This is a genomic window from Pseudomonas sp. B15(2017) (genome assembly GCF_002113215.1).
Taxonomy (GTDB): domain Bacteria; phylum Pseudomonadota; class Gammaproteobacteria; order Pseudomonadales; family Pseudomonadaceae; genus Aquipseudomonas.
In genome coordinates, this window is record NZ_NEJZ01000001.1 from 588,603 (window position 1) to 608,671 (window position 20,069).

General features: G+C 61.4%; 16 protein-coding genes and 1 rRNA gene. 9 read left to right on the top strand and 8 right to left on the bottom strand.

Going from position 1 to position 20,069, the window contains the following annotated elements; all coding sequences use genetic code 11:
- Positions 1-47 precede the first annotated feature (47 nt).
- Positions 48-1,361 (bottom strand): MFS transporter, encoded by a 1,314-nt coding sequence (locus CAF73_RS02705; RefSeq protein ID WP_085701823.1) that lies wholly within the window; start codon positions 1,359-1,361, stop codon positions 48-50.
- 199 nt (positions 1,362-1,560) lie between these two features.
- Here CAF73_RS02705 and CAF73_RS02710 point away from each other — a divergent pair, with 199 nt between their 5' ends.
- The 5 genes from CAF73_RS02710 (at position 1,561) to CAF73_RS02730 (ending at position 8,544) form a co-directional block, all read left to right on the top strand.
- Positions 1,561-2,979, top strand: coding sequence for a short-chain fatty acid transporter (locus CAF73_RS02710; RefSeq protein ID WP_085701824.1), 1,419 nt, complete (start codon positions 1,561-1,563; stop codon positions 2,977-2,979).
- A 199-nt stretch (positions 2,980-3,178) separates the two neighbouring features.
- Complete coding sequence (locus CAF73_RS02715; protein ID WP_085700915.1) at positions 3,179-4,876, top strand: molecular chaperone HscC; 1,698 nt, start codon at positions 3,179-3,181, stop codon at positions 4,874-4,876.
- Positions 4,877-4,887: 11 nt separating this feature from the next.
- Complete coding sequence (locus CAF73_RS02720) at positions 4,888-6,600, top strand: J domain-containing protein (protein ID WP_085701825.1); 1,713 nt, start codon at positions 4,888-4,890, stop codon at positions 6,598-6,600.
- A 62-nt stretch (positions 6,601-6,662) separates the two neighbouring features.
- The gene (locus CAF73_RS02725; protein ID WP_085701826.1) at positions 6,663-7,835 is read left to right on the top strand and encodes a hypothetical protein; all 1,173 of its coding nucleotides are present in this window, start codon (positions 6,663-6,665) and stop codon (positions 7,833-7,835) included.
- 181 nt (positions 7,836-8,016) lie between these two features.
- Entirely contained in the window at positions 8,017-8,544 is a 528-nt protein-coding gene (locus CAF73_RS02730; RefSeq protein WP_085700918.1) for a lysine methyltransferase, read from the top strand.
- Positions 8,545-8,552: 8 nt separating this feature from the next.
- Here the strand turns inward: CAF73_RS02730 and can are convergent, their stop codons facing one another.
- A complete protein-coding gene (can, locus tag CAF73_RS02735) occupies positions 8,553-9,197 on the bottom strand; it encodes a carbonate dehydratase (protein WP_007951756.1) in 645 nt (214 codons plus the stop codon).
- A gap of 142 nt (positions 9,198-9,339) precedes the next feature.
- Here can and CAF73_RS02740 point away from each other — a divergent pair, with 142 nt between their 5' ends.
- Positions 9,340-9,744, top strand: coding sequence for a serine kinase/phosphatase (locus CAF73_RS02740; RefSeq protein WP_085701827.1), 405 nt, complete (start codon positions 9,340-9,342; stop codon positions 9,742-9,744).
- Between the two features lie 125 nt (positions 9,745-9,869).
- Here the strand turns inward: CAF73_RS02740 and rimI are convergent, their stop codons facing one another.
- Complete coding sequence (gene rimI / locus CAF73_RS02745; protein WP_085700920.1) at positions 9,870-10,322, bottom strand: ribosomal protein S18-alanine N-acetyltransferase; 453 nt, start codon at positions 10,320-10,322, stop codon at positions 9,870-9,872.
- Positions 10,315-11,061, bottom strand: a complete 747-nt coding sequence (locus tag CAF73_RS02750; protein WP_085701828.1) for an energy transducer TonB — start codon at positions 11,059-11,061, stop codon at positions 10,315-10,317. Before CAF73_RS02750 ends, rimI begins: the two co-directional genes overlap by 8 nt.
- Positions 11,062-11,292: 231 nt before the next feature.
- On the opposite strand from CAF73_RS02750, the gene mksB reads away from it, so the two are divergent.
- The 3 genes from mksB to mksF are packed head-to-tail and all read left to right on the top strand — an operon-like array spanning position 11,293 to position 16,113.
- Positions 11,293-12,585, top strand: a complete 1,293-nt coding sequence (gene mksB / locus CAF73_RS02755) for an Mks condensin complex protein MksB (RefSeq protein WP_176247695.1) — start codon at positions 11,293-11,295, stop codon at positions 12,583-12,585.
- Entirely contained in the window at positions 12,575-13,276 is a 702-nt protein-coding gene (gene mksE, locus CAF73_RS02760) for an Mks condensin complex protein MksE (RefSeq protein WP_007951764.1), read from the top strand. Before mksB ends, mksE begins: the two co-directional genes overlap by 11 nt.
- A complete protein-coding gene (mksF, locus tag CAF73_RS02765; protein ID WP_085701830.1) occupies positions 13,273-16,113 on the top strand; it encodes an Mks condensin complex protein MksF in 2,841 nt (946 codons plus the stop codon). The genes mksE and mksF overlap by 4 nt, the downstream gene beginning before the upstream one ends.
- Before the next feature lie 144 nt (positions 16,114-16,257).
- On the opposite strand, the gene CAF73_RS02770 is transcribed toward mksF, so the two are convergent.
- From CAF73_RS02770 to rrf, 4 genes are all read right to left on the bottom strand, one after another.
- Entirely contained in the window at positions 16,258-18,561 is a 2,304-nt protein-coding gene (locus CAF73_RS02770) for a PqiB family protein (protein WP_085700924.1), read from the bottom strand.
- Positions 18,554-19,177 (bottom strand): paraquat-inducible protein A, encoded by a 624-nt coding sequence (locus CAF73_RS02775; protein ID WP_007951771.1) that lies wholly within the window; start codon positions 19,175-19,177, stop codon positions 18,554-18,556. The genes CAF73_RS02770 and CAF73_RS02775 overlap by 8 nt, the downstream gene beginning before the upstream one ends.
- Positions 19,164-19,823, bottom strand: a complete 660-nt coding sequence (locus CAF73_RS02780) for a paraquat-inducible protein A (RefSeq protein WP_085701831.1) — start codon at positions 19,821-19,823, stop codon at positions 19,164-19,166. The genes CAF73_RS02775 and CAF73_RS02780 overlap by 14 nt, the downstream gene beginning before the upstream one ends.
- A gap of 149 nt (positions 19,824-19,972) precedes the next feature.
- A 5S ribosomal RNA gene (gene rrf, locus CAF73_RS02785) occupies positions 19,973-20,069 on the bottom strand; the annotation flags it as partial.

Here is a 20,069-nt window from a genome sequence, read left to right on the forward strand (position 1 = left end):
AAGAGCGCTTGAGGCTTGTCCTACAAAAATAGTTACGCCTCGACAAATCAGGCAGTGCCGGCCACCGGACAATGTTCTGCGCGCGGCATGCGCGAACCGAAATACGCCGCAGTGAAGACGCCCACCGCGCCCATCGCTGTGCAGAACATCACACAGATCCAAGGGCTCCATGGCATCAGACCGATCAGCAGCAACGGTGTGACACTGGCCCAGGCGGCGTAGGCAATGTTGTAGGTGAAGGAGATCCCGGAAACGCGGATCCGCGCCGGGAACAGGCTGACCATCACCGACGGCACCGCACCGACCACGCCACAGCACAACCCGGCGATGGCATAGGCCAGACCGACCCAATCCCCACCGCTGATCAGGCAGGTGTAAAGCAGGCCGATCCCCAGCGGCAGCAGCAGGCTGTAGAGCATGACCGTGCGCCAGGCACCGATGCGATCCACCAGTCGTCCGGCAATCACGCAGCCGATGTTCAGAAAGACGATGCCCAGCGCACTTAACGCGAAGGTGTGGCCGGCAGTCATGCCGAAGGTTTTCTGCATCATCGTCGGGGTAATGACCACGAACACCACCACTGCCGAGGTCAGCACGCAGGTCAGGAGCATGGCCGGCAACATGGCCAGGCGATGGTCGCGCAGCACAGTGCGCAGCGGCAGTTCGACCCGCGCCTCGCGCTGCGCCTCCATGGCCATGAACACCGGGGTTTCGCTCAGCCAGCGGCGCAGCCAGACGCCGATCACGCCGAATACACCGCCCAGCAGAAACGGATAACGCCATGCGTAATCCAGCACCTCAGCCGGGGTGAACACCTGCGCAAGAAAGGTCGCGGTCAACGCGCCGATCAGATAACCGAAGGTCAGCCCGGCCTGCAGAAAGCCCAACGCATAACCGCGATGCCCGGCCGGCGCGTGCTCGGCGACGAACACCCAGGCGCTCGGCACTTCACCGCCCACCGCCGCGCCTTGCAGGATGCGCAGCGCCAGCAGCAACAGCGGTGCGAAATAGCCGATCTGCGCGTAGGTCGGCATGATCCCGATCAGCAGGCACGGCAGCGCCATCATCAGGATGCTCAGGCTGAAAACTTTCTTGCGCCCCAGCCGGTCGGCGAAATGCGCCATCAGGATTCCACCCAGCGGGCGCGCCAGATAGCCGGTGACAAAGATCCCGAAACTTTGCAGCAGGCGCAGCCACTCAGGCATTTCCGGCGGGAAGAACAGCTGGCTGAGGGTCAGGGCGAAGAACACGAAAATGATGAAATCGTAGATCTCCAGCGCCCCGCCCAGTGCCGCAAGGCCGAGGGTCTTGTAGTCGGAACGGCTGAACGGCGCCGGTCGGGCAGTGGAATGGGCAGTCATGGCAAAGAACTCTGGCAGGCAAAAAACCAAGGCGCCCATGGTCTACGCAAACGGGCCGATCGACAACCCGTTAGACCATAGTCTGATTCAGTGAAACACGGTCACAAAAATCCGCCGGTTGATTTACTGTTGGCACCTGTCCAGACGGGCCGGCCAAGCCCCGAAGACCACAATAAACATAAAAATCCGAGGTACTCCCGTGGCCGTTGATATCGAAGATAGCCGCTCTGCGCGCTTTGCCTTGCGCTGCTCCAGTTTTGCCGAACGCTGGTTTCCCGACTCCTGGGTGTTCGCCGCACTTGCCGTGATCATCGTCGCACTGGCCACCCTGGCCATGGGCGCCAAGCCCACCGATGCCGCCATGGCCTTCGGCGACGGTTTCTGGAGCCTGATCCCCTTCACCATGCAGATGGCCTTCGTGGTGATCGGCGGTTATGTCGTGGCCAGTTCGCCGCCTGCCGTGAAACTGATCGATCGCCTGGCGCGGATCCCGAAGAACGGTCGCTCGGCCGTGGCCTGGGTCGCGCTGATCTCGATGGTCGCGTCCTTGTTGAACTGGGGCCTGTCGCTGGTGTTCGGCGGTTTGCTGGTCCGCGCCCTCGCCCGCCGCACCGATCTGAAAATGGACTACCGCGCCGCCGGTGCGGCCGCCTACCTTGGCCTCGGCGCCGTGTGGGCGCTGGGCCTGTCGTCGTCCGCCGCGCAGTTGCAGGCCAATCCGGCCAGCCTGCCGCCGTCGATCCTGTCGATCACCGGGGTGATCCCGTTCACCCAGACGATTTTCCTCTGGCAGTCGGGGGTGATGCTGCTGGCGCTGATCGTGATTTCGATCATCATCGCCTACGCCACCGCACCCGGTCCGAACTCGGCGCGTGACGCCAAGGACTGCGGCATCGACCCGGCCTTCAACCTGCCGCCGCTGCAACCGCGCACCCGGCCCGGCGAGTGGCTGGAGCACAGCCCGCTGCTGATCATCCTGTTGGTCTTGCTGGCGGCCGGTTGGCTGTTCCACGAGTTCTCGACCAAACCTGCGATCACCGCGATTTCCGGGCTCAATACCTATAACTTCCTGTTCATCATGCTCGGCGCGTTACTGCACTGGCGCCCGCGCAGTTTCCTCGATGCGGTGTCGCGCGCCGTGCCGACCACCACCGGGGTGCTGATCCAGTTCCCGCTGTACGGCTCGATTGCCGCGCTGATGACCACGGTCAAGGGCACCGATGCCCAGACCCTGGCCCATCACATCTCGACGTTCTTCGTCAGCATCGCTTCCCACGACACCTATGCGTTGCTGATGGGCGTGTACTCGGCGATTCTCGGTTTCTTCATTCCGTCTGGCGGCGGCAAGTGGATCATTGAGGCGCCGTACGTGATGCAGGTGGCCAACGATCTGAACTATCACCTTGGCTGGGCGGTACAGATCTACAACGCCGCCGAAGCCCTGCCGAACCTGATCAACCCGTTCTACATGCTGCCGCTGCTGGGCGTGCTGGGGCTGAAGGCGCGGGATCTGATCGGTTTCTCGTTCGTGCAATTGCTGGTGCATACGCCGCTGGTGCTGGCGCTGCTGTGGGCGCTGGGCACGACGCTTTCGTATTTGCCGCCCGTCATGCCTTAAACGATAACGACAGGGTGCTGGCTCCAGCGCCCTGTCTTTGCTTTCGACAAACGCCCCGAACGATCCCTTCTGCGGCTGCCTGTCGCAAATAATGGCTCAGAGCCATCATCTTTCTTTACCGCGCCACTGCCTCGGTAATATTCTTGCGCGCCCAATATCTGTTTCATTTTTTGTCTGAGCGCAAAGGGAGTTCGTTGCAATGATCGTCGGGATTGACCTGGGAACCACCAACAGCCTTGTTGCCGTATGGCGCGGCGATGCCACTGAGTTGGTGCCCAACGCCCTGGGGCAGTTCCTGACACCCAGCGTGGTGGGCCTGGACGATCAGGGCCGGATTCTGGTCGGGCAAGCCGCCCGCGAGCGCCTGCACACTCATCCGCGCCTGACTGCGTCGCTGTTCAAACGCCATATGGGCAGTGCGACGGAGGTCTACCTCGGGGATAAAAAATTCCGTCCCGAAGAGCTGTCGGCGCTGGTGCTCAAGAGCCTGAAAGAAGACGTCGAGCGCACCTACGGCCAGACCGTCACGGAAGCCGTGATCAGCGTGCCGGCCTATTTCAGCGACGCCCAGCGCAAGGCCACGCGCATCGCCGGTGAACTGGCGGGCCTGAAAGTCGAAAAGCTGATCAACGAACCCACCGCCGCCGCACTCGCCTACGGCCTGCACCAACGGGACAAGGAAACGTCGTTTTTGGTGTTCGACCTGGGTGGCGGCACGTTCGACGTGTCGATTCTCGAACTCTTCGAGGGCGTCATGGAAGTGCGCGCCAGCGCCGGTGACAACTTCCTCGGCGGCGAGGATTTCGACAACGTGCTGCTCGAGCACTTTATCGATCAGCATCGCAACGTCTCGGACTTCCCCGAGCGCTCCACCATCCTCCAGCCGCTGCGCCGCGAAGCCGAGCGCGTACGCCGCGCACTGGGCCAGGACGCCAGCACCGAATTCAGATTGCAGGTCGGCGAAAAACAATGGACGCAGACCATCACTCAGGCGCAGATGGCTACGTTGTACATGCCGCTGCTCGAACGCCTGCGCGCGCCGATCGAACGGGCCCTGCGGGACGCACGCATCCGCGTCAGCGACCTCGATGAGATCCTGCTGGTCGGCGGCACCACCCGCATGCCGCTGGTGCGCAAACTTGCCGCCGGGCTGTTCGGCCGTTTCCCGTCGATCAGCCTCGATCCGGATCAGGTCGTGGCTCAGGGCGCCGCGATTCAGGCAGCACTCAAGGCCCGTTCGGCCGCGCTGGAAGAAGTGGTGCTCACTGATGTCTGTTCCTACACCCTGGGGATCGAGACTTCCACGCAGGTCGGTCGCCAGTATGAAAGCGGCCACTACTTGCCGATCATCGAACGCAACAGCATCGTCCCGGTCAGCCGGGTGAAAACCGTGCAGACCCTTCACGACAACCAGGAACAGGTCGTCGTGAAGATCTTTCAGGGCGAAAGCCGCCTGGTCAAAGACAACGTGGCGCTCGGCCAACTGGACATCAAGGTGCCCAAGCGCAAGGCCGGCGAAGTCGAGCTGGATGTGCGCTTCACCTACGACAACAACGGCTTGCTCGAAGCCCAGGTCAGCATTCCCCTGACCGGTCAGCAACACTCGCTGGTCATCGAGAACAACCCCGGCGTGCTGACGCCCGAGGAGATCCAGCAGCGCCTGCAAGCCCTGGCGCAACTGAAGATCCATCCGCGCGAGCAGCAGGTGAACACTCTGCTCAGTGCACGGTTGGAACGTCTCTATCAGGAAAGCCTGGGCGACCTGCGCGATCAGATCGGCTACTGGGCCAAGCAATTCCAGCAGGCGCTGGATTCCCAGGACGAGCGGCAGATCCGTGAAACCCGTACCGAACTGAGCAAACAGTTGAGCGCCCTCGACCGTAACCCTTGGCAGTAAGGAAGCACGACATGGAATGCTGGTCTGTCCTGCAACTGCCCGAAGACGCCGGGCTGCGTGACATCAAGCGCAGCTATGCGCGCCTGCTGAAAGTCTGTCGGCCCGATGAGGATGCCGCAGGTTTTCAGCGCCTGCGCGAAGCCTATGAGCGCGCGCTGTCGATTGCCCAATGGCGCCTTGAAAACGAGGAGACCGAGGAGCACGGCGAAGTCATGCTGGCTCCGGGGATCGCCGCGCTGGCGGTACAAGAGCAGTCCATGGCTCAGCCACTGCAGAAGACCGGAACCGATGCGTGGGATTACCCTTCGCCGCCATTCGAACCGGTGACCCCGGCCGCGCCCGAAGCACCGCTCGAGTCGCCGGTCTTGCGGGTACAGCCCCTGAATCCGGAGCCTGTGGAACCGACCGTTGATCCGGCCGTTGAAGCCGCGTCGCAATTGCTGAACGGCCTCTCGGACACCAATCTGGACCAACGCTGGGAGCAAGCGCGCCAGCAAGATTGTGCGCAAGCGTTCCAGACACTGTTGCTGACGTTGTGCTTCGACCATCCCGCCCTGCGCCTTTCGATTGCCCGTTGGGCAGTGCAGCACCTCGGATGGCTGGGCCCGTGGCAGGAGATCGTGATCGGCGACGGGCAGCGCGGCATTCTTGCCACCGAGTTGCTGATGGACTACCGGCAATCGCTGGAGGCATTGCTCGCCTCGCAGAACGAGCGTGAATTTCTCGCGCAGCTCAAGACTTATACGGCCCAACCCTGGCTCCAGGTGTTCGACCGTCGGGAACACTGGCAGCAGATCATCCTGCAACTGCTGCAGGACACGGAATGGAGCGTGCCGCTGTTCGACCGTGTGTCCCGACTGTTCGGCTGGGACGACACCAAGGGCATTCATCCGCAACCGGACTGGCTCTGGCAGGCGCTGATCGAGCGCTGCAACCAGGAAAGCCTCTACGACACCCTGTGCGCCCGGGCCGAAGATCAGCGCAACGGGTCGCCCGACGCGCTCGCCGCGCGGATGCTGATCAGCCCGATGAAGCCGCGGCAACAGAAAGACATGACCGACCGGTTCATTCCGGCTGACTGGCAGGCCTGCCAGCAACTGTCGGAAACCCTCAAGTGGCGCTTCCCCGACCTGCTCGCCCGTTTGCCGTACGCCGACGTTTTCTACTGGCGACGGTTCTTGCCACGCTACATCGCCGCCGAAACCTGGTTACGGTCATGGGCTGCGATTGCGCTGGCGCTGTGGCTGTTCTATCTGCCTGCCGAGCACAAGACCACGGCCATGAGCATCGTCATTCCCCTGGCCTTCGCCTGTGTTCCTGTCTGGTTTTTCCGGATCGGCTTGAGTTATTGGTTTCTGATCAGCGCCCATTTGATCGTCCAGGATCTGTGGTTGACCGAAAGGATCATTCCACGCCGATGGAACCCTGATACACGCTGGCTCGTGCTGCGCCATGGCCTGCCGCAAGCCGTCATGATCCTGCTGTTCTCGGTCATGCTCGGAGGTCTGGGAGCCTTCACCTATATCGGGGTGATCCTGATCGGGCTCTGGCACAAGCGGCGCATCGGTACGCTCGACCCGGAGTTCAGCGACAAGCACCCTTGGCTGACCGCGCTGCATTGGGCGCATTTCAGTCCGCTGCAACTGCTGTTTCTGGTGATCATGACCGGCGTGATTCTCGCCAGTCAGCTCGGTTATTCGCTGAAACTCCTGTTCCCCGGCTAGGCTAGATGCGGGCCGGATTGCCCCTCCACCAAGGTTTTACCCTCGCTGAAAAGGATCTGAGCATGTTGAAACTTGCAGGCCTCACCCTCGCGGCGCTCACGTTGAGCGCCGCCGCCCACGCCGATGTCGACCTGAAACTGGGCAGCACCGAGCGCGTTACCCGTCTCTTCGCCTACCCCAACAATTGCAGCGTGATCTGCTTTCGCAACTGGACGCTGGAGCAGACCGTCGCCCATTACCTGAGCCAGAGCGTGCAGCGCGACGGCTACACCAACGCCAAAGTGCTGGTGAAAAACGACAACGATCAGCTCTACGCCGAAATCAGCGGCGTACCGAAGGGCTACGACAAACCGCTGACCGCGCTGCTGGACGCCGGCGACCTGGCCTATAACGGCGCCAGCAAACTCAACGCCGACGGCAAATGGGCATACAGCTGGTACCTGTTCCTGCCACTCGGCATGGCTCTGGAAAACCGTAAAAGTGTCGAGCTGCTGCACTTCCCGCCGGATTACTCGCTGACCCAGGCCCAGGATTACCTGCGCTCGAACACCACCGACCGCTGGGCCGCGCTGCTGACCGACAATGGCATCCCCGCCGATCAGACGCCGGCTTACCAGACCATCATCGACATCGCCCCGATCGCCGCGCCCGCCAGCGCCGGCAAGGATCTGGAAGGCGTGTACGACTACTTCAAGGATTACCAGACCACCATGGTCAAGCAGGTCAGCCAGAACGCCAGCGGCGCCGTGCTGCCAATGGTTGCCTTTGGTGCGCCGGTGCGTAACTGGATCAAGCAGCAATACGGGCCGACCGTGAATGTACTGGGTCTGGCAACCATCAGCCCGAGCGCGGGCGTGAACGTGCCGGTGCTGGGTTCCAACCACCCGAGCTACATCTGGTACGCCGCCGATCCGAGCAACTACACCGGCGACGATGCCCAGGCCAAGGCCGATGCAGCCGGTCTGAAGGTGATGGGACAAGATTTGAGCGCCGCCTGCTGGCAGGCCGGAATGGGCAGCAAACCCGGCACCGATCCCAAGACCCTGCTCAACAGCTGCACCCAGACCTGGCAAGTGACACAGAAAGCCAAGACCTGCGAGCTGTTCTACACCACGATCCGCAACCAGACCGTGGCACAAGCGGACAAGACCTGCTCGACCGCACCGATCAAATCCCAGCTGCAACAGCTGAAAAGCCCGTTGCCGGACATGGCCGTGCCCGCCGCCCATCTCTGAACGGACATGTAGTGCTCCCGTGTCAGTCCTGGCTGACGCGGGAAAGCGTCTATTTCGACTGTCAGATCTGACAGTAGACCGCTAGGGTAATTTGCAGGATCTTGGATCCAATCAGCGTGTTGCAGGACTGACAGGACGTCAGCCGACGGAAGTCGCGACACCGAAGCCAACAGGGACCGTTATGAACACATATGCATTACCGGGCAAACCGGCACGCGATACCGAAGGCATTTATCCTTTTGCCGGACTCCCCGTCCGCCTCGGATTTCCGTCGAAGCAGGATTTCCAGATTGTTCACGACCCCGAAGGGGTGGCCACCGCTGTCATAGCGTGCCGGGCATTCCTGCGAATCACCCGAATGTGTCGGGTTTCAGGCCAACTGCTGCCTTATCGCTGTCGGCAGACCCGGCAGATGCTGGCCGGTATCCATCTCTACGATCCGCGCTTTTGCGGCGCGTTCGAGCATTGCTGCGACCCGAACACCTTTCTCGACATGAGCGAGTTATGGGTGTGGGCCCTGCGAGATATTGTCGAGGGAGAACGGCTGACGGTGGACTACACCGCCACCGAAGACAAACTGCTGCGCCAGTTCGCCTGCGGTTGCGGGTCCTCGCGCTGCCGTGGGTGGATCACCGGTTACGACGAATCACCCAATCTTGAAGGCCAGCGCTATCTGCTGAGCTGGCGGCGTCGGCAAGGTTTACGCTGAACGACCGATCAAGGCGCGCCGACCGGGCGCAAGCGGTATTGCGGCGGCAATTGCTCGAAACCGCTGATCGTGGTGTTCAGGCTCTTCCAGCGACCATCCTTGATGCCGTAGATGCAGCCGTGGATCGACAGGCTCTGCCCGCGATGCCAGGCGTTCTGGATGATGCTGGTGTGGGCGACGTTGGCCACTTGCTGGATCACATTGAGCTCGCACAGACGATCGACCTGTTCTTCTTCGGTCGGCAGCTTGGCCAGTTCTTCGCGCTTTTCGTAGTACAGGTCGCGGATCGAACGCAGCCAGCCGTCGATCAGGCCGAACTGGCGATCCTGCATCGACGCCCGCACACCGCCGCAGCCGTAGTGCCCGGTCACCAGGATGTGTTTGACCTTGAGCACGTCCACCGCGTACTGGATCACCGACAGGCAGTTGAGGTCGGTGTGCAGCACCACGTTGGCGACGTTGCGGTGAACGAACAGATCGCCCGGCAGCATGCCGACGATTTCGTTGGCCGGCACCCGCGCGTCGGAGCAGCCGATCCACAGATATTCCGGTGTCTGCTGGCGGGCCAGCTTGGCGAAGAAATCCGGGTCTTCCTTGGTGATCGCGTCAGCCCAACGCTCGTTGTTATCAATCAGGTCTTGTAAGTCATGCATGCTGTAAGGCCTCAAGAAAGATGCGCTGGTATGACAGTCGACCGCCGGTCGGGGTCACTCCGGAATCAAGGGTGATTTGCTTTGAATTTCTGGTGCGCCCGGTGAGTCCATCCCAGTAAGGCCCACAGTATGAGGAATTGCCATGACTGATTCACGACGTCCCTTCGATGCGGTGCAACCGGAGCCCATCGATGATAACGAAGACCGCATGGGTTCAGTGCATGAGCTGGACTTCGACGACGAACAGCCCAGCGCGAAGATCGGCGAGGAACTGCCCGAGCGCGAGCGCGAGCAGTTGTTGCCCCGTGAGCGTGTGCGCGAAGCGGGTCTCACCGGGGCATCGACCGCCGACCATGAGCCCACCGACGATGACCTGAGCCCGGAAACCCTGATCCGTGAGGACGGTGCCCGGGATGCCCAGGAGCTCGGCGGCGACAATCAGGCCGATTGGGATCTGAGTGTGGTCGACGAGGACGACATCGGCGGCGGCAACGGACTGGATGAGGCGGAGCTGGCGCGCCGCGATCCGCTGGATCGCAAGCGTTGATTCGTATTGCCTGACAGGACGCCATCGCGGGCAAGCCCGCTCCCAAAGAGATCCGGGTCGTACTCAAATTATGTATACGACACTAAAACCTGTGGGAGCGGGCTTGCCAGCGATGCTTCAACGTTTCAATTGACCAGCGTGCAGGCCATGACCACGGCATCTTCACGCCCACCGACCGCCGGGTAGTAATCCCGGCGCCGGCCGATCTCGTTGAAGCCATAGCGTTCGTACAGGCGAAAGGCTGACGTGTTGCTGTCGCGCACTTCCAGGAAACATTCCCGGGCATCGGCCGCGTAGGCGCGGGACATCAGGTATTCGAGCAGGGTCAGCCCCAGTCCGCGCCCCTGGTTTTCCGGCTTGACCGTGATGTTGAGCAAGTGCGCCTCATCGAGGATGATCTGCACCACCCCGTGTCCCACTTGCTGCTCACCTTCGAACATCAGCCAGATCTGGTACTTGCCCAGGCCGTCGAGAAAAATCCCGCGGGTCCACGGATGGCTGTACGCGGCGTATTCAATCTTCAGCACAGCGTCCAGATCCGCCTCGGTCATCGGGCGAAACGATACAGCGTCACTCATTCGATTCTTTCCAGCGCGCCATCAGCCGACGCATGGCTTGCCACACGGCGGCCTTGCGCTGTGGCTCTTCCATCAACAATTCCAGCCCCGGCAACGCCCACGCCAGGCCAAGACCCTCGATCTGCAACTCACGGTTGAACGCCTCGGCATCCGCTTCACCGGCAAAGCGCACCGCCGGCAGGCCGATCAGCCACAGGCAGGCGCACGGCGCCGCCTCCATCTGCACCGACAGGAAACCCTGGACGAAATCCCGGGCCGCTTCCGGGCCCTGATCCATCGTGCCGCGGTTCAGCCATGGCCAACGCACCGGCTCACCGACAATCTGCGGCGCGTCCGGCAGACCGGCGGCACGCAGCATGTCCTTAAGTAACAGATAGGCAGGATCGCGGGACTGGAAAGCTTCGCCTGTGGGTAACTCCACCAGTAGCAGGCAACGGCCGGCGCGCAGCAATTGCAGGGCAAACCGCGGTGGCGGCACCGGTGCCGGCCTGGACACCACAGGTGTTTCGTCGACTTCTTCGACCGGTTTGGCGCCCGTGCGGGGACTGGCCGGCGAAGGTCGCGCAATCTCGATCTTCGGCCGTTCGACCGGACGCGCGGCCGGCTGCACCGGCGCTTCGACCGGGGTTGCCGGGATCTGCGGCGCGGCAACTTCGGGCTCGGGCATGTCCAGCAGCTCGGGCCGCGACGGGGCGGCAAAGGGCAATTCGGTGCGCGGCAGCCAGTTGACCACCTGCATGGCGTTCAAATAGGCGCGGCGGCGGGACTCGATTAGCAAGGGTCGGCCACTTGTGGATAACTGAAGTGCGCCGATTCTACCGCCGTTCGCTCAAGATCGCGCGCTGTTGATCGATAGTCTTGACCGATAACTTGACGCAAAGAAAAGCGACAGCCCGTCCCGAGAGTGAATCGCATCCTTCGTGATGCAGTACAATCGCGGCTTTTAATCGCCAACCAGCCGGCCATTCCGATGATCGAACCCAAGCGCGTCTTGCGCGCCCTCGCTGAACACTGGGCACTTCTGGAGCCACTGTGCGAGCACTTCGACCAGGGCACCCTGAGCCTCAACGAACTGCGCACGCAACTGGCCGCCCAACAACTGGACAGCACGCCGCAGGACATCACCAGCCTGCTCGACGTGTGGATCCGCCTCGACATTCTGGTTCCCGTGGCGAAAAGCCCGAACCGTTTCGAGCTCAATGCGCAGATCCACGATTTCCTGGCCTACCTGCGCCGCGAGCACCGTCTGGGCCTGTGCCTGGAGATCGAAGCCTATCTGCGCCACCTCGAGCGTCTGGCCGGTTATATCCAGGACGCGTTCGACGTCCGTGACGGCAATGATCTGGCCCGTCAGCTGCGCCTGCTCGACATGCGCGTGCGCGACGTTCTGAAGAAACTCTACAACGACGAACAGGCGCTGGTGGCCGTGGCCGAACGGGCCAAGACCAGCGACCGACAGATTCCGCTGCGTCAGCGTTACGCCGAAGTACTGGCGACCTGGGACGAATACGTCGAGCCGATGATCGATCTGGTGAACGCCGACGGCGCCTTCGAACAAGGCGTGCGCAAGGTCGAAACCGTGCTGCTGAAAATGCTCAGCGAACAGCAGCGCCTGGGCCATCTGGTCGATGACGACATGCTGCTGCGCACCCACGCGCGCATCCTCGAAATGCAGACCAGCGCCCAGTTGACCCTGCGTCACGCCCGGGAACTGCTGCTGCCACTGCGGGAGGAAGCGCGCCGACACAACGCCGTCACCCGTGGCGCCGCCCTCGCCCTCGCCGCGATCCGCCGCAAAGGCATCGACGCCGTGCCGCAAGCCGCGATGCCGCTGTTCACCCGGCCGCAAAGCACCTTCCTCGGCAGCGCCAGTCAGGTCGAAGCCTACGTCTACGCCCTCGCCCGTTTCGAGCCGAAACCGGCGCGTTTCCCCAAGGCACACAAGTCGCAGAAAACCGGCGATGCCCCGCGCGCACCGCGCACCGTGCGCGAGATGGTCGACCGCTGCGAAGAATCCCTGCCGATGCCGGATCTGATGACCTGGCTGCTGGAACAGGAGCCGGACGGCGCGACCGACGAATTGCTTTATTGGTTCTCGCGCCTGTCGCGGGAAAAACGCTTCAAGCGCGAGCGTCTGGAACGCCGCGAATACCACACTCACGAGCACCAGGTCAGCCTGCGCTCCTTCGCCCTGCTCTCGGCCGGCGACGCCACCGAGGATTCTGCGAGCACCCTCTCTGCAGGTACGTCTAATGCATCTTGATCTTTCCGAACTGTCGCAACTGGCGCCGATCTTCCGCGAGTTGTTCAAGGGTTACCACGTCAGCCGTCGTGATCCTGAGCTGTATGCACAACTGTCGAATTTCCAGGACCAGTACCGCACGCTGTTCAAGGCACTGGGTTTTGAACTGGTCTGCGACACCCGTGGTTTCTACTACTTCGTGCCGGACATGGCTGCCGCAGCGGTGAACAAGACCGCTCAGCGTCTGGCGCTGTTCACTTTCATCCTGGTGGAGCATCTGGCCGATCAGGGCCGCGATCCGATCGCCGTGCTCGACGGCGGCAGCCTCGGCCGCGAAGAACTGCCGTCGCTGCTGGAAAAGTACCGCGACCTGTTCATCCAGGCCGAAGTGCAGACCGTTGAAGAGCTGGAAGAAAAGATCATGCGCCGTATGACCCAGCTCGGCTTCGCCAGCGAGGAAAACGGCGTGTACCGTTTCCTGCCGCCGATGCACCGCTTCCTAGACGTCTGCCTGTCGGTTCAGCAGGACCGCGACCTGGCGGCCAGCGTGCACAGCGTTCTGCCGCTGCCGGCACCGGTGCTGATCGACGAGGCCGCCGAGGCCAAATTCCTCGCCACCGACGACCCGCTCGATCTCAGCGAATTTGAGGAAGAGAGTGAAGAAGACGCACTGGCCCGCGCCATTGCCGAAGAACAGGAGTCCGATGCATGAGCCAGGAACGCTACGGCATCCGCCGCTTTGCCCTTTTGAACACCGCCGGTTACAGCCTCGGCCTGTTCCCGCTGGAAGAGCCGCTGTCGGTCTACGGCGCGAACAACCTCGGCAAATCCGCCTCGATCAACGCCTTGCAGTTCCCGATCCTGGCGCGCATGTCGGACATGAGCTTCGGCAAGTACAGCCTTGAGCAATCCCGGCGTTTCTACTTTGCCTCCGACACCAGTTACATCCTCGTTGAAGTGAACCTGCCCCACGGCCCGCACGTGATCGGCGTGGTTGGTCGCGGCCCGGGTGGCGGTTTCGGTCACCAGTTCTTCGCCTACGCCGGCAAGCTCGACCTGGCTCACTACCAGAAAAACGACACCTGCCTGCGTCAGAAAGAGCTGTTCAGCAACCTTGAGAAAGAAGGTCTGAAAGCCTACGAACTCAAGCCGGATGAGCTGCGCCGTTTGCTGGTTGGCGGTCATACGTCGATCCCGCTCGACCTGACTCTGATCCCGCTGCGCTCCACCAGCGAGCAGAGCCTGAAGACTTTCCGCGCGCTGTTCATCAACCTGCTGCACATGCGCGAAATCACCGCAGCCAAGCTCAAGCAATTGTTCCTCGATGCCTTCGAACACAGCCTGCGTTCCGGCAGCGTCGATTACATCGCGGCGTGCGAAGAAGCCTTCCGCGACGTGCGGCGCATGGAACAGGATTACAACTCGCTGGTGGCTGCCGGCCCGTTGGTCGAAGCCTTGTCCAATGGCGTGAAGCAGCGCGATGTGCTGCGCGGCAAACTGCATCGCCTGTCGCCACTGCTCGACTCGTTGCTCGGCACCTGGTCGGACTACGCCACGGCGCGCAAGGAAGAGCTGACCATTCAGGCCGAACACTACCGTCGCGAGCAGGACGACCTGCAAAACGATCAGCGGGGTGGCACTCAGGAGCTGATGCGTCTGGAACGGGAAATCTCCGGCATCCAGCGCTGGCTCGGCGAACTGTCGGTACTGAAAAACCGCTTTGCGCTGGTCGATGACGTCAAGGTGCTGGAGCAGCAACTGCTGGCGGCCAAGGACGCTCACGACGAACTGGCCGGTGCACTGGCGCAGTCCCGTCAGTTCAGCGCCGAGGATCTGGAAGAACGTCTTCGCGATCTGGAAAAACGCCTGAAGTCGGTGAAGCAGCAACTCGATCACGCCGACAACAACAGCTACGCGCGCCTGCGCGAAGAGTTCTCGCAGCAGGACGTCGAACGTCTGATGCGCCTGTTCAACAGCGCGCTGTTCAGCCTGCCACTGGGCGAACATGGCATCACCCTCGACGAGGATGGCGAATGGGTGAAGTCGGTCGAGCTGATCCTCGACGGTTTCAAGGGCGAGCGTTTCGAAGTGCCGGGCCTGTCGATCGACATCTCGCACATCGAGCCGCCGGCGCTGCAAGCGCTGGCCGACCGCGCCGCGCTGCGCGATCAGAAAGAACGCCTGGAAAAAGAGCTCAAGCAGCTCAAGACCCAACAAGCCGTAGCCGCCGACCGCGCTGCGAGCAAGACCCAGACCGAGGCGCTGTACCAGCAGGTACTGGATGCGCAGAAGGCGCTGGAAGACTTCCGTCGCACCCAGACCTTGAGCGCCGAAGAAGGCGACAAGCTCGAGCAACTGGCGCAGATGGAGGCCGCGCAGGACGAACTCAAACGCTCCAGCGATGCGTTCACCGAGCGCGTCCAGCAACTGTCGGCCAAGCTGCAACTGGTCGGCCGGCAGATCGCCGACATGGAAGCCAAGCAACGCACCCTCGACGACGCCCTGCGTCGCCGTCAGCTGTTGCCGGCAGACCTGCCGTTCGGTACGCCGTTCATGGATCCGGTCGACGATTCGATGGACAACCTGCTGCCGCTGCTCAACGACTATCAGGACAGCTGGCAAGGCCTGCTGCGTGCCGACGGTCAGATTGAAGCGCTTTACGCACAGGTTCGCCTTAAGGGCGTGGCCAAGTTCGACAGCGAAGACGACATGGAGCGCCGCCTGTCGTTGCTGATCAACGCTTACGCGCACCGTACCGACGAAGCCCTGACCCTCGGCAAGGCCCGTCGTGCAGCCGTGACCGATATTGCCCGAACCCTGCGCAACATCCGCAGCGACTACGACAGCCTCGAGCACCAACTGGCGTTGTTCAACCGCGAGATCAACAAGCGTCAGGTGTCCAACCTGCAGAGCTTCCGCATCGTGCTCGCACCGAACAAGGAAGCCCTCAAGCACATCGACCAGATCATCCACAGCGCCGGCCAGTACGAAGAAGGCGAAACCCTGTCGGTGTTCGACCTGAGCCAAAGTGCGGAACAGGACAACAAGAACGAAGAGGCCAAGGAATACCTGGCACGGCTGGTGGCGGCGAACCACAACCAGCTTGGCCTCAAGGACTTGTTCGAACTGGCGTTCGAGATCACTAAGGTCAACGGCCAGCCGGTGATCCACACCGATATCGACGGCGCGGCGTCCAACGGCACCACGATGACCATCAAGGCGCTGACCAACATGTACTTGTTGCTGCACTTGATGGACCGCGACCTGGCCGGCCGCGTGCGTCTGCCGTACTATCTCGACGAGGCGGCGGACATCGACGAGAAGAACCAGGCCGCCCTGCTGGAAACCAGCCTGCAACTGGGCTTCGTGCCGATTCTGGCGAGCGTGAAGCCGCAGGTCTGCGCCAGTGTCGCCATCGACCTGGAAGGTGGCAGCGGCCCGGCCGGTATCTACATCGACGAGGCGGACTGGAAGTACATCCGCCGCCACGATGTGGTGAAGGCCACGATCAACGTCGACGCGGACGAGCCGGAGCTGGATGCGGTTTGATGCGTAACTGACGGGTACAAAAAAGGGCCGCGATCCATTGGATCGCGGCCCTTTTTTATGTCTTGGAATTTTGTGCTGAATGACAGGGCCTCTTCGCGGGCAAGCCCGCGAAGGCGCCCTCAACAACGCCCCATATTTCCCGGATTATTTACCGAGGGGGATTTTCGGCGCCCAGTTCAGCCACTCGTCTTCGAACTTGTCGAACAGCGGGAAGGTTTGTTCGGCGCGGGCCGGATTGCCCATCTTCTCGCCGTCCGGGGTGGCGAAGGCGATACCGCCCTGAATCACTGTTTCAAGCGACTCGGTGCGCATGGTCACGCCTTTGAACAAGCCGATATCGAAACCGACGCCGCTGGTGTTCCAGAAGCGACTGCCGCTGCGCACCAGTGGCGCGTACTTCGGTTCGATCAGAATGTGCACCAGTACGCGATCCGCTGTCTGGCCCAATTCGTAACCGGTGACTTTGCCCACGGTGATCTCGCGGTAGGTGACCGGCACACCCGGTTTCAGCGAGCCACGACGAGCAGCGCTCAATACCAGACTCAAACCAGCCTCTTGCTTGGTCACCTCCGGTGGATTGGCCAGGGCCACGAAGTTCTTCTGCGGGCCGAGGTTCTTGGCCGCCGGTTGCACTTCGATGTACTGGCCGGTAACCAGGGTCTCCAGGTTCGAGGTCTTGATCAGCCCCAATTCCGGCTTGACCACCCAGAACTGACTGCCGACCCGGGCGATCTTCTCCGGCACTTCAGTGATGCGCGCGGTGAGGATCACCGATTGCAGATCATCGGTCAGGTCGACACTTTCGATCTTGCCGACGTCCAGGCCTTTGAAGCGAACCGGTGTGCCGCTGCGCAGACCGTCCGCGCGATCGACCTTGATGGTGACGACAGCGCCTTTCTGATTCGCTTCGTCGTGGCTGGCGAACAGACGGAAGCGTGGAATGCGTTTTTGCAGCGGTGCCTTGGCTTGCGGCGTTTCGAAGGCAATACCGCCGGCCATCAGGGTCTGCAACGATTCACTCTTGACCTGAATGCCGCCCGTCAGACCGCCAGTCAGCGTGACGCCGCTGACGTTCCAGAACCGGGTCGAGGCGTTGACCAGGTTTTCGTATTCCTTCTCGATGTGGACGCCGATCACCAGTTGCTTGCGGGTCTTGGAGAACTGATAGCTCTGCACCGAACCGACCTTGACCTGCTTGTAGAGAATCGGGCTGCCGACATCGATCGAACCGAGGGTGTCGGTGAACAGCACAAGGTGCAGCCCGGGTGCGCGCAGATCCAGCGGCGGCGCTTTTGGCCGGGCCTCGAACTCACGTTGTGGCGCACCACCCTTGTCGCCCGGACGGACCGCGATGTAGTTACCTTTGACCAACGCTTCCAGACCGGTGATGCCTGCCAGTGAGATCGAAGGTTTGACCACCCAGAATTGCGTGCCGGTGACCAGATAGTCTTCGGCCAGCGGATCGAGGGTCAGCTCGGCGGTTGCGCTGGACAGGTCCGGATCGATCTTCAGCGCTTTCAGGTTACCGACCTGAATGCCCTTGTACATCACCGGGGTACGCCCGGCCTGCAGGCCTTCGAAATCGCTGAGTTTGACCTTCACACGGATGCCGGCGGCGGCCGCGTCGAAGTCTTCATAGAGACGAAACGGCAGGCTCGGATCGGTGGGCGGGCTGTCCTTGCGGTTCTCCGGGGTAGCGAAGGCAATACCGCCGGCGACGATACTGGCAAGAGATTCGCTGCGCACTTTCACGCCGGACAGGTTGGCGTCGATGCTGATGCCGCTGGCGTTCCAGAAACGGGTGTGTTTGCGCACCAGTTTGGCGTAGGTCGGTTCGATGAATACCTTGAGCTCGACTGTGCTCTGGTCTTCCGACAGCACATAACTTTTGATCTGACCGACTTTGATCTGTTTGTAGAAAACCGGGCTGCCACGATTCAACGAACCGAGGCGATCGGCCTTGATGGTCAAGTGCAGGCCGGGCTTGGAATCCGATAGCGGTGGCTCTTCGGCCAGGGCCTTGAACTTGCGAGTCGGCTCGCCTTCGCCGGGGCTGATGGCGACGTAGTTACCCGAAACCAGAGTTTCCAGACCGGTGATCCCGGCCAGGGTCACGCTTGGCTTGACCAGCCAGAATCGGGTGCTGGTCTTGAGGTACTGATCGACATCCTTGTTCATCTCGATGGTCGCGATGACACCTTTGGAGTTGCCTTCATCATCGAGCTTGAGGGCTTTCACCTTGCCGACCGGCATGCCTTTGTAGACCACTTCGGTCTTGTTGGCCTGAATGCCTTCACCACTTTCAAAACGCACCTGAATCTCGATGCCGGTTTCGGTATAGGCACGCCAGCCGAGCCAGCCACCGATAATCAGGGCGATCAGGGGCAACACCCAGATGGCGGACCAGTTCGAAGCCGGTCGGGTTTTCGCTACAGGCAAATCAGTCATGGTCGGCGTCCGACTCCGTGTTATCCCAAATCAGTCGGGGATCGAAAGTGACAGCGGCGAGCATCGTCAGAATCACCACACTGGCGAAGGCGATGGCGCCAAGATTGGCTTCGACGCTGGCAAGCCGGCCGAAGTTGACGACCGCCACCAGAATGGCGATCACGAAAATATCGAGCATCGACCAGCGACCGATGAACTCGATGAAGCGGTACATCCAGATCCGCTGACGGGCGGACAAGGGCTGGCGACGCTGCACAGAAAACAGTAGCAGCGCGATGCCCACCAGTTTGAACGTCGGCACCAGAATACTGGCGATGAATACCACGGCGGCGATCGGAATCATGCCGTGCTGCACCAGCTGGATGACACCGGACATGATCGTGCTCGGATCACCCTGGCCCAGTGAGCTGACCGTCATGATCGGCAATACGTTGGCCGGGATGTAGATAATTGCGGCCGTGATCAGCAGCGCCCAGGTTCGCGCGAGACTATTGGGCCGCCGGGCGTGAACCAGCGCACCGCATCGAGTGCAGGTCTGCACATCGCTGTCGGTATCCTGCCTGTTCAGTTCGTGGCATTCGGTACAGATCAGAATGCCTGCATCAATCGCCCGCATGGGCATCTTCTCCTGATAACGCCTGCCAGATCTGGTGCGGCGACATCACCACTTCGAGCCAGACCTGAACCAGTAACAAGCCGATGAAACACGCCAGACCGAGGCCCACGGTGATAGCTGCCATGTCCGCCAGTTTGACGATTGCGACCAGGACGCCCATCAGGTAGACCTCGAGCATGCCCCAGTCTTTGAGGTGGTGATAAATGCGGTAGAGCAGCAGGCCATAACTGCGTCCGGTGTTGAAACGGATCGTCAGCAACACAATCAATTGGCACAGCAGTTTCAGCAGCGGAATTGCCATGCTGCAAAGGAATACCACCACTGAAACACCGCGCATATCGGTGTTGAAAAGACCGATCACACCGCTCCAGACAGTGTCCTGCGACGATTGCCCGAGAAGATTGAGCTGCATGATGGGTAAAAAGTTCGCCGGCACGTAGAGCAACAACGCGGCAATGACCAGGGCGAGACTGCGCTGCACCACGTTATGACGGTGAGCGTACAGTTCGTAACCGCAGCGTGGACAGAGAGCTTTTTCGCCGTGAGCAAGCTTGGGCTTGCGCATCAGCAGATCGCACTCATGGCAGGCCACCAAGTCATCCAGCGGTAAATCTGACAGCCCGGGGGCGTCAACCGAATCCGACATAAGGGCTCTGACTCCGAAAAAGTTGGGATCTATTCTAGTGTTCTGATTCGAAAATAACTGTGCAAATTTGTTCGCTGACGCGAGCAAAAACTTTCCTGCGGGCAAAACAAAACCCCAACTGCTTTCGCAATTGGGGTTTCGGAATTTAATCTTGACGATGACCTACTCTCACATGGGGAAACCCCACACTACCATCGGCGATGCATCGTTTCACTTCTGAGTTCGGGATGGGATCAGGTGGTTCCA

Coding starts and splice junctions, on each gene's coding strand:
- CAF73_RS02705 (WP_085701823.1), bottom strand. CDS start 1,361: ATGACTGCCCATTCCACTGCCCGACCGGCGCCGTTCAGCCGTTCCGAC.
- CAF73_RS02715 (WP_085700915.1), top strand. CDS start 3,179: ATGATCGTCGGGATTGACCTGGGAACCACCAACAGCCTTGTTGCCGTA.
- CAF73_RS02720 (WP_085701825.1), top strand. CDS start 4,888: ATGGAATGCTGGTCTGTCCTGCAACTGCCCGAAGACGCCGGGCTGCGT.
- CAF73_RS02725 (WP_085701826.1), top strand. CDS start 6,663: ATGTTGAAACTTGCAGGCCTCACCCTCGCGGCGCTCACGTTGAGCGCC.
- CAF73_RS02730 (WP_085700918.1), top strand. CDS start 8,017: ATGAACACATATGCATTACCGGGCAAACCGGCACGCGATACCGAAGGC.
- can (WP_007951756.1), bottom strand. CDS start 9,197: ATGCATGACTTACAAGACCTGATTGATAACAACGAGCGTTGGGCTGAC.
- CAF73_RS02740 (WP_085701827.1), top strand. CDS start 9,340: ATGACTGATTCACGACGTCCCTTCGATGCGGTGCAACCGGAGCCCATC.
- rimI (WP_085700920.1), bottom strand. CDS start 10,322: ATGAGTGACGCTGTATCGTTTCGCCCGATGACCGAGGCGGATCTGGAC.
- CAF73_RS02750 (WP_085701828.1), bottom strand. CDS start 11,061: ATGCAGGTGGTCAACTGGCTGCCGCGCACCGAATTGCCCTTTGCCGCC.
- mksB (WP_176247695.1), top strand. CDS start 11,293: ATGATCGAACCCAAGCGCGTCTTGCGCGCCCTCGCTGAACACTGGGCA.
- mksE (WP_007951764.1), top strand. CDS start 12,575: ATGCATCTTGATCTTTCCGAACTGTCGCAACTGGCGCCGATCTTCCGC.
- mksF (WP_085701830.1), top strand. CDS start 13,273: ATGAGCCAGGAACGCTACGGCATCCGCCGCTTTGCCCTTTTGAACACC.
- CAF73_RS02770 (WP_085700924.1), bottom strand. CDS start 18,561: ATGACTGATTTGCCTGTAGCGAAAACCCGACCGGCTTCGAACTGGTCC.
- CAF73_RS02775 (WP_007951771.1), bottom strand. CDS start 19,177: ATGCGGGCGATTGATGCAGGCATTCTGATCTGTACCGAATGCCACGAA.
- CAF73_RS02780 (WP_085701831.1), bottom strand. CDS start 19,823: ATGTCGGATTCGGTTGACGCCCCCGGGCTGTCAGATTTACCGCTGGAT.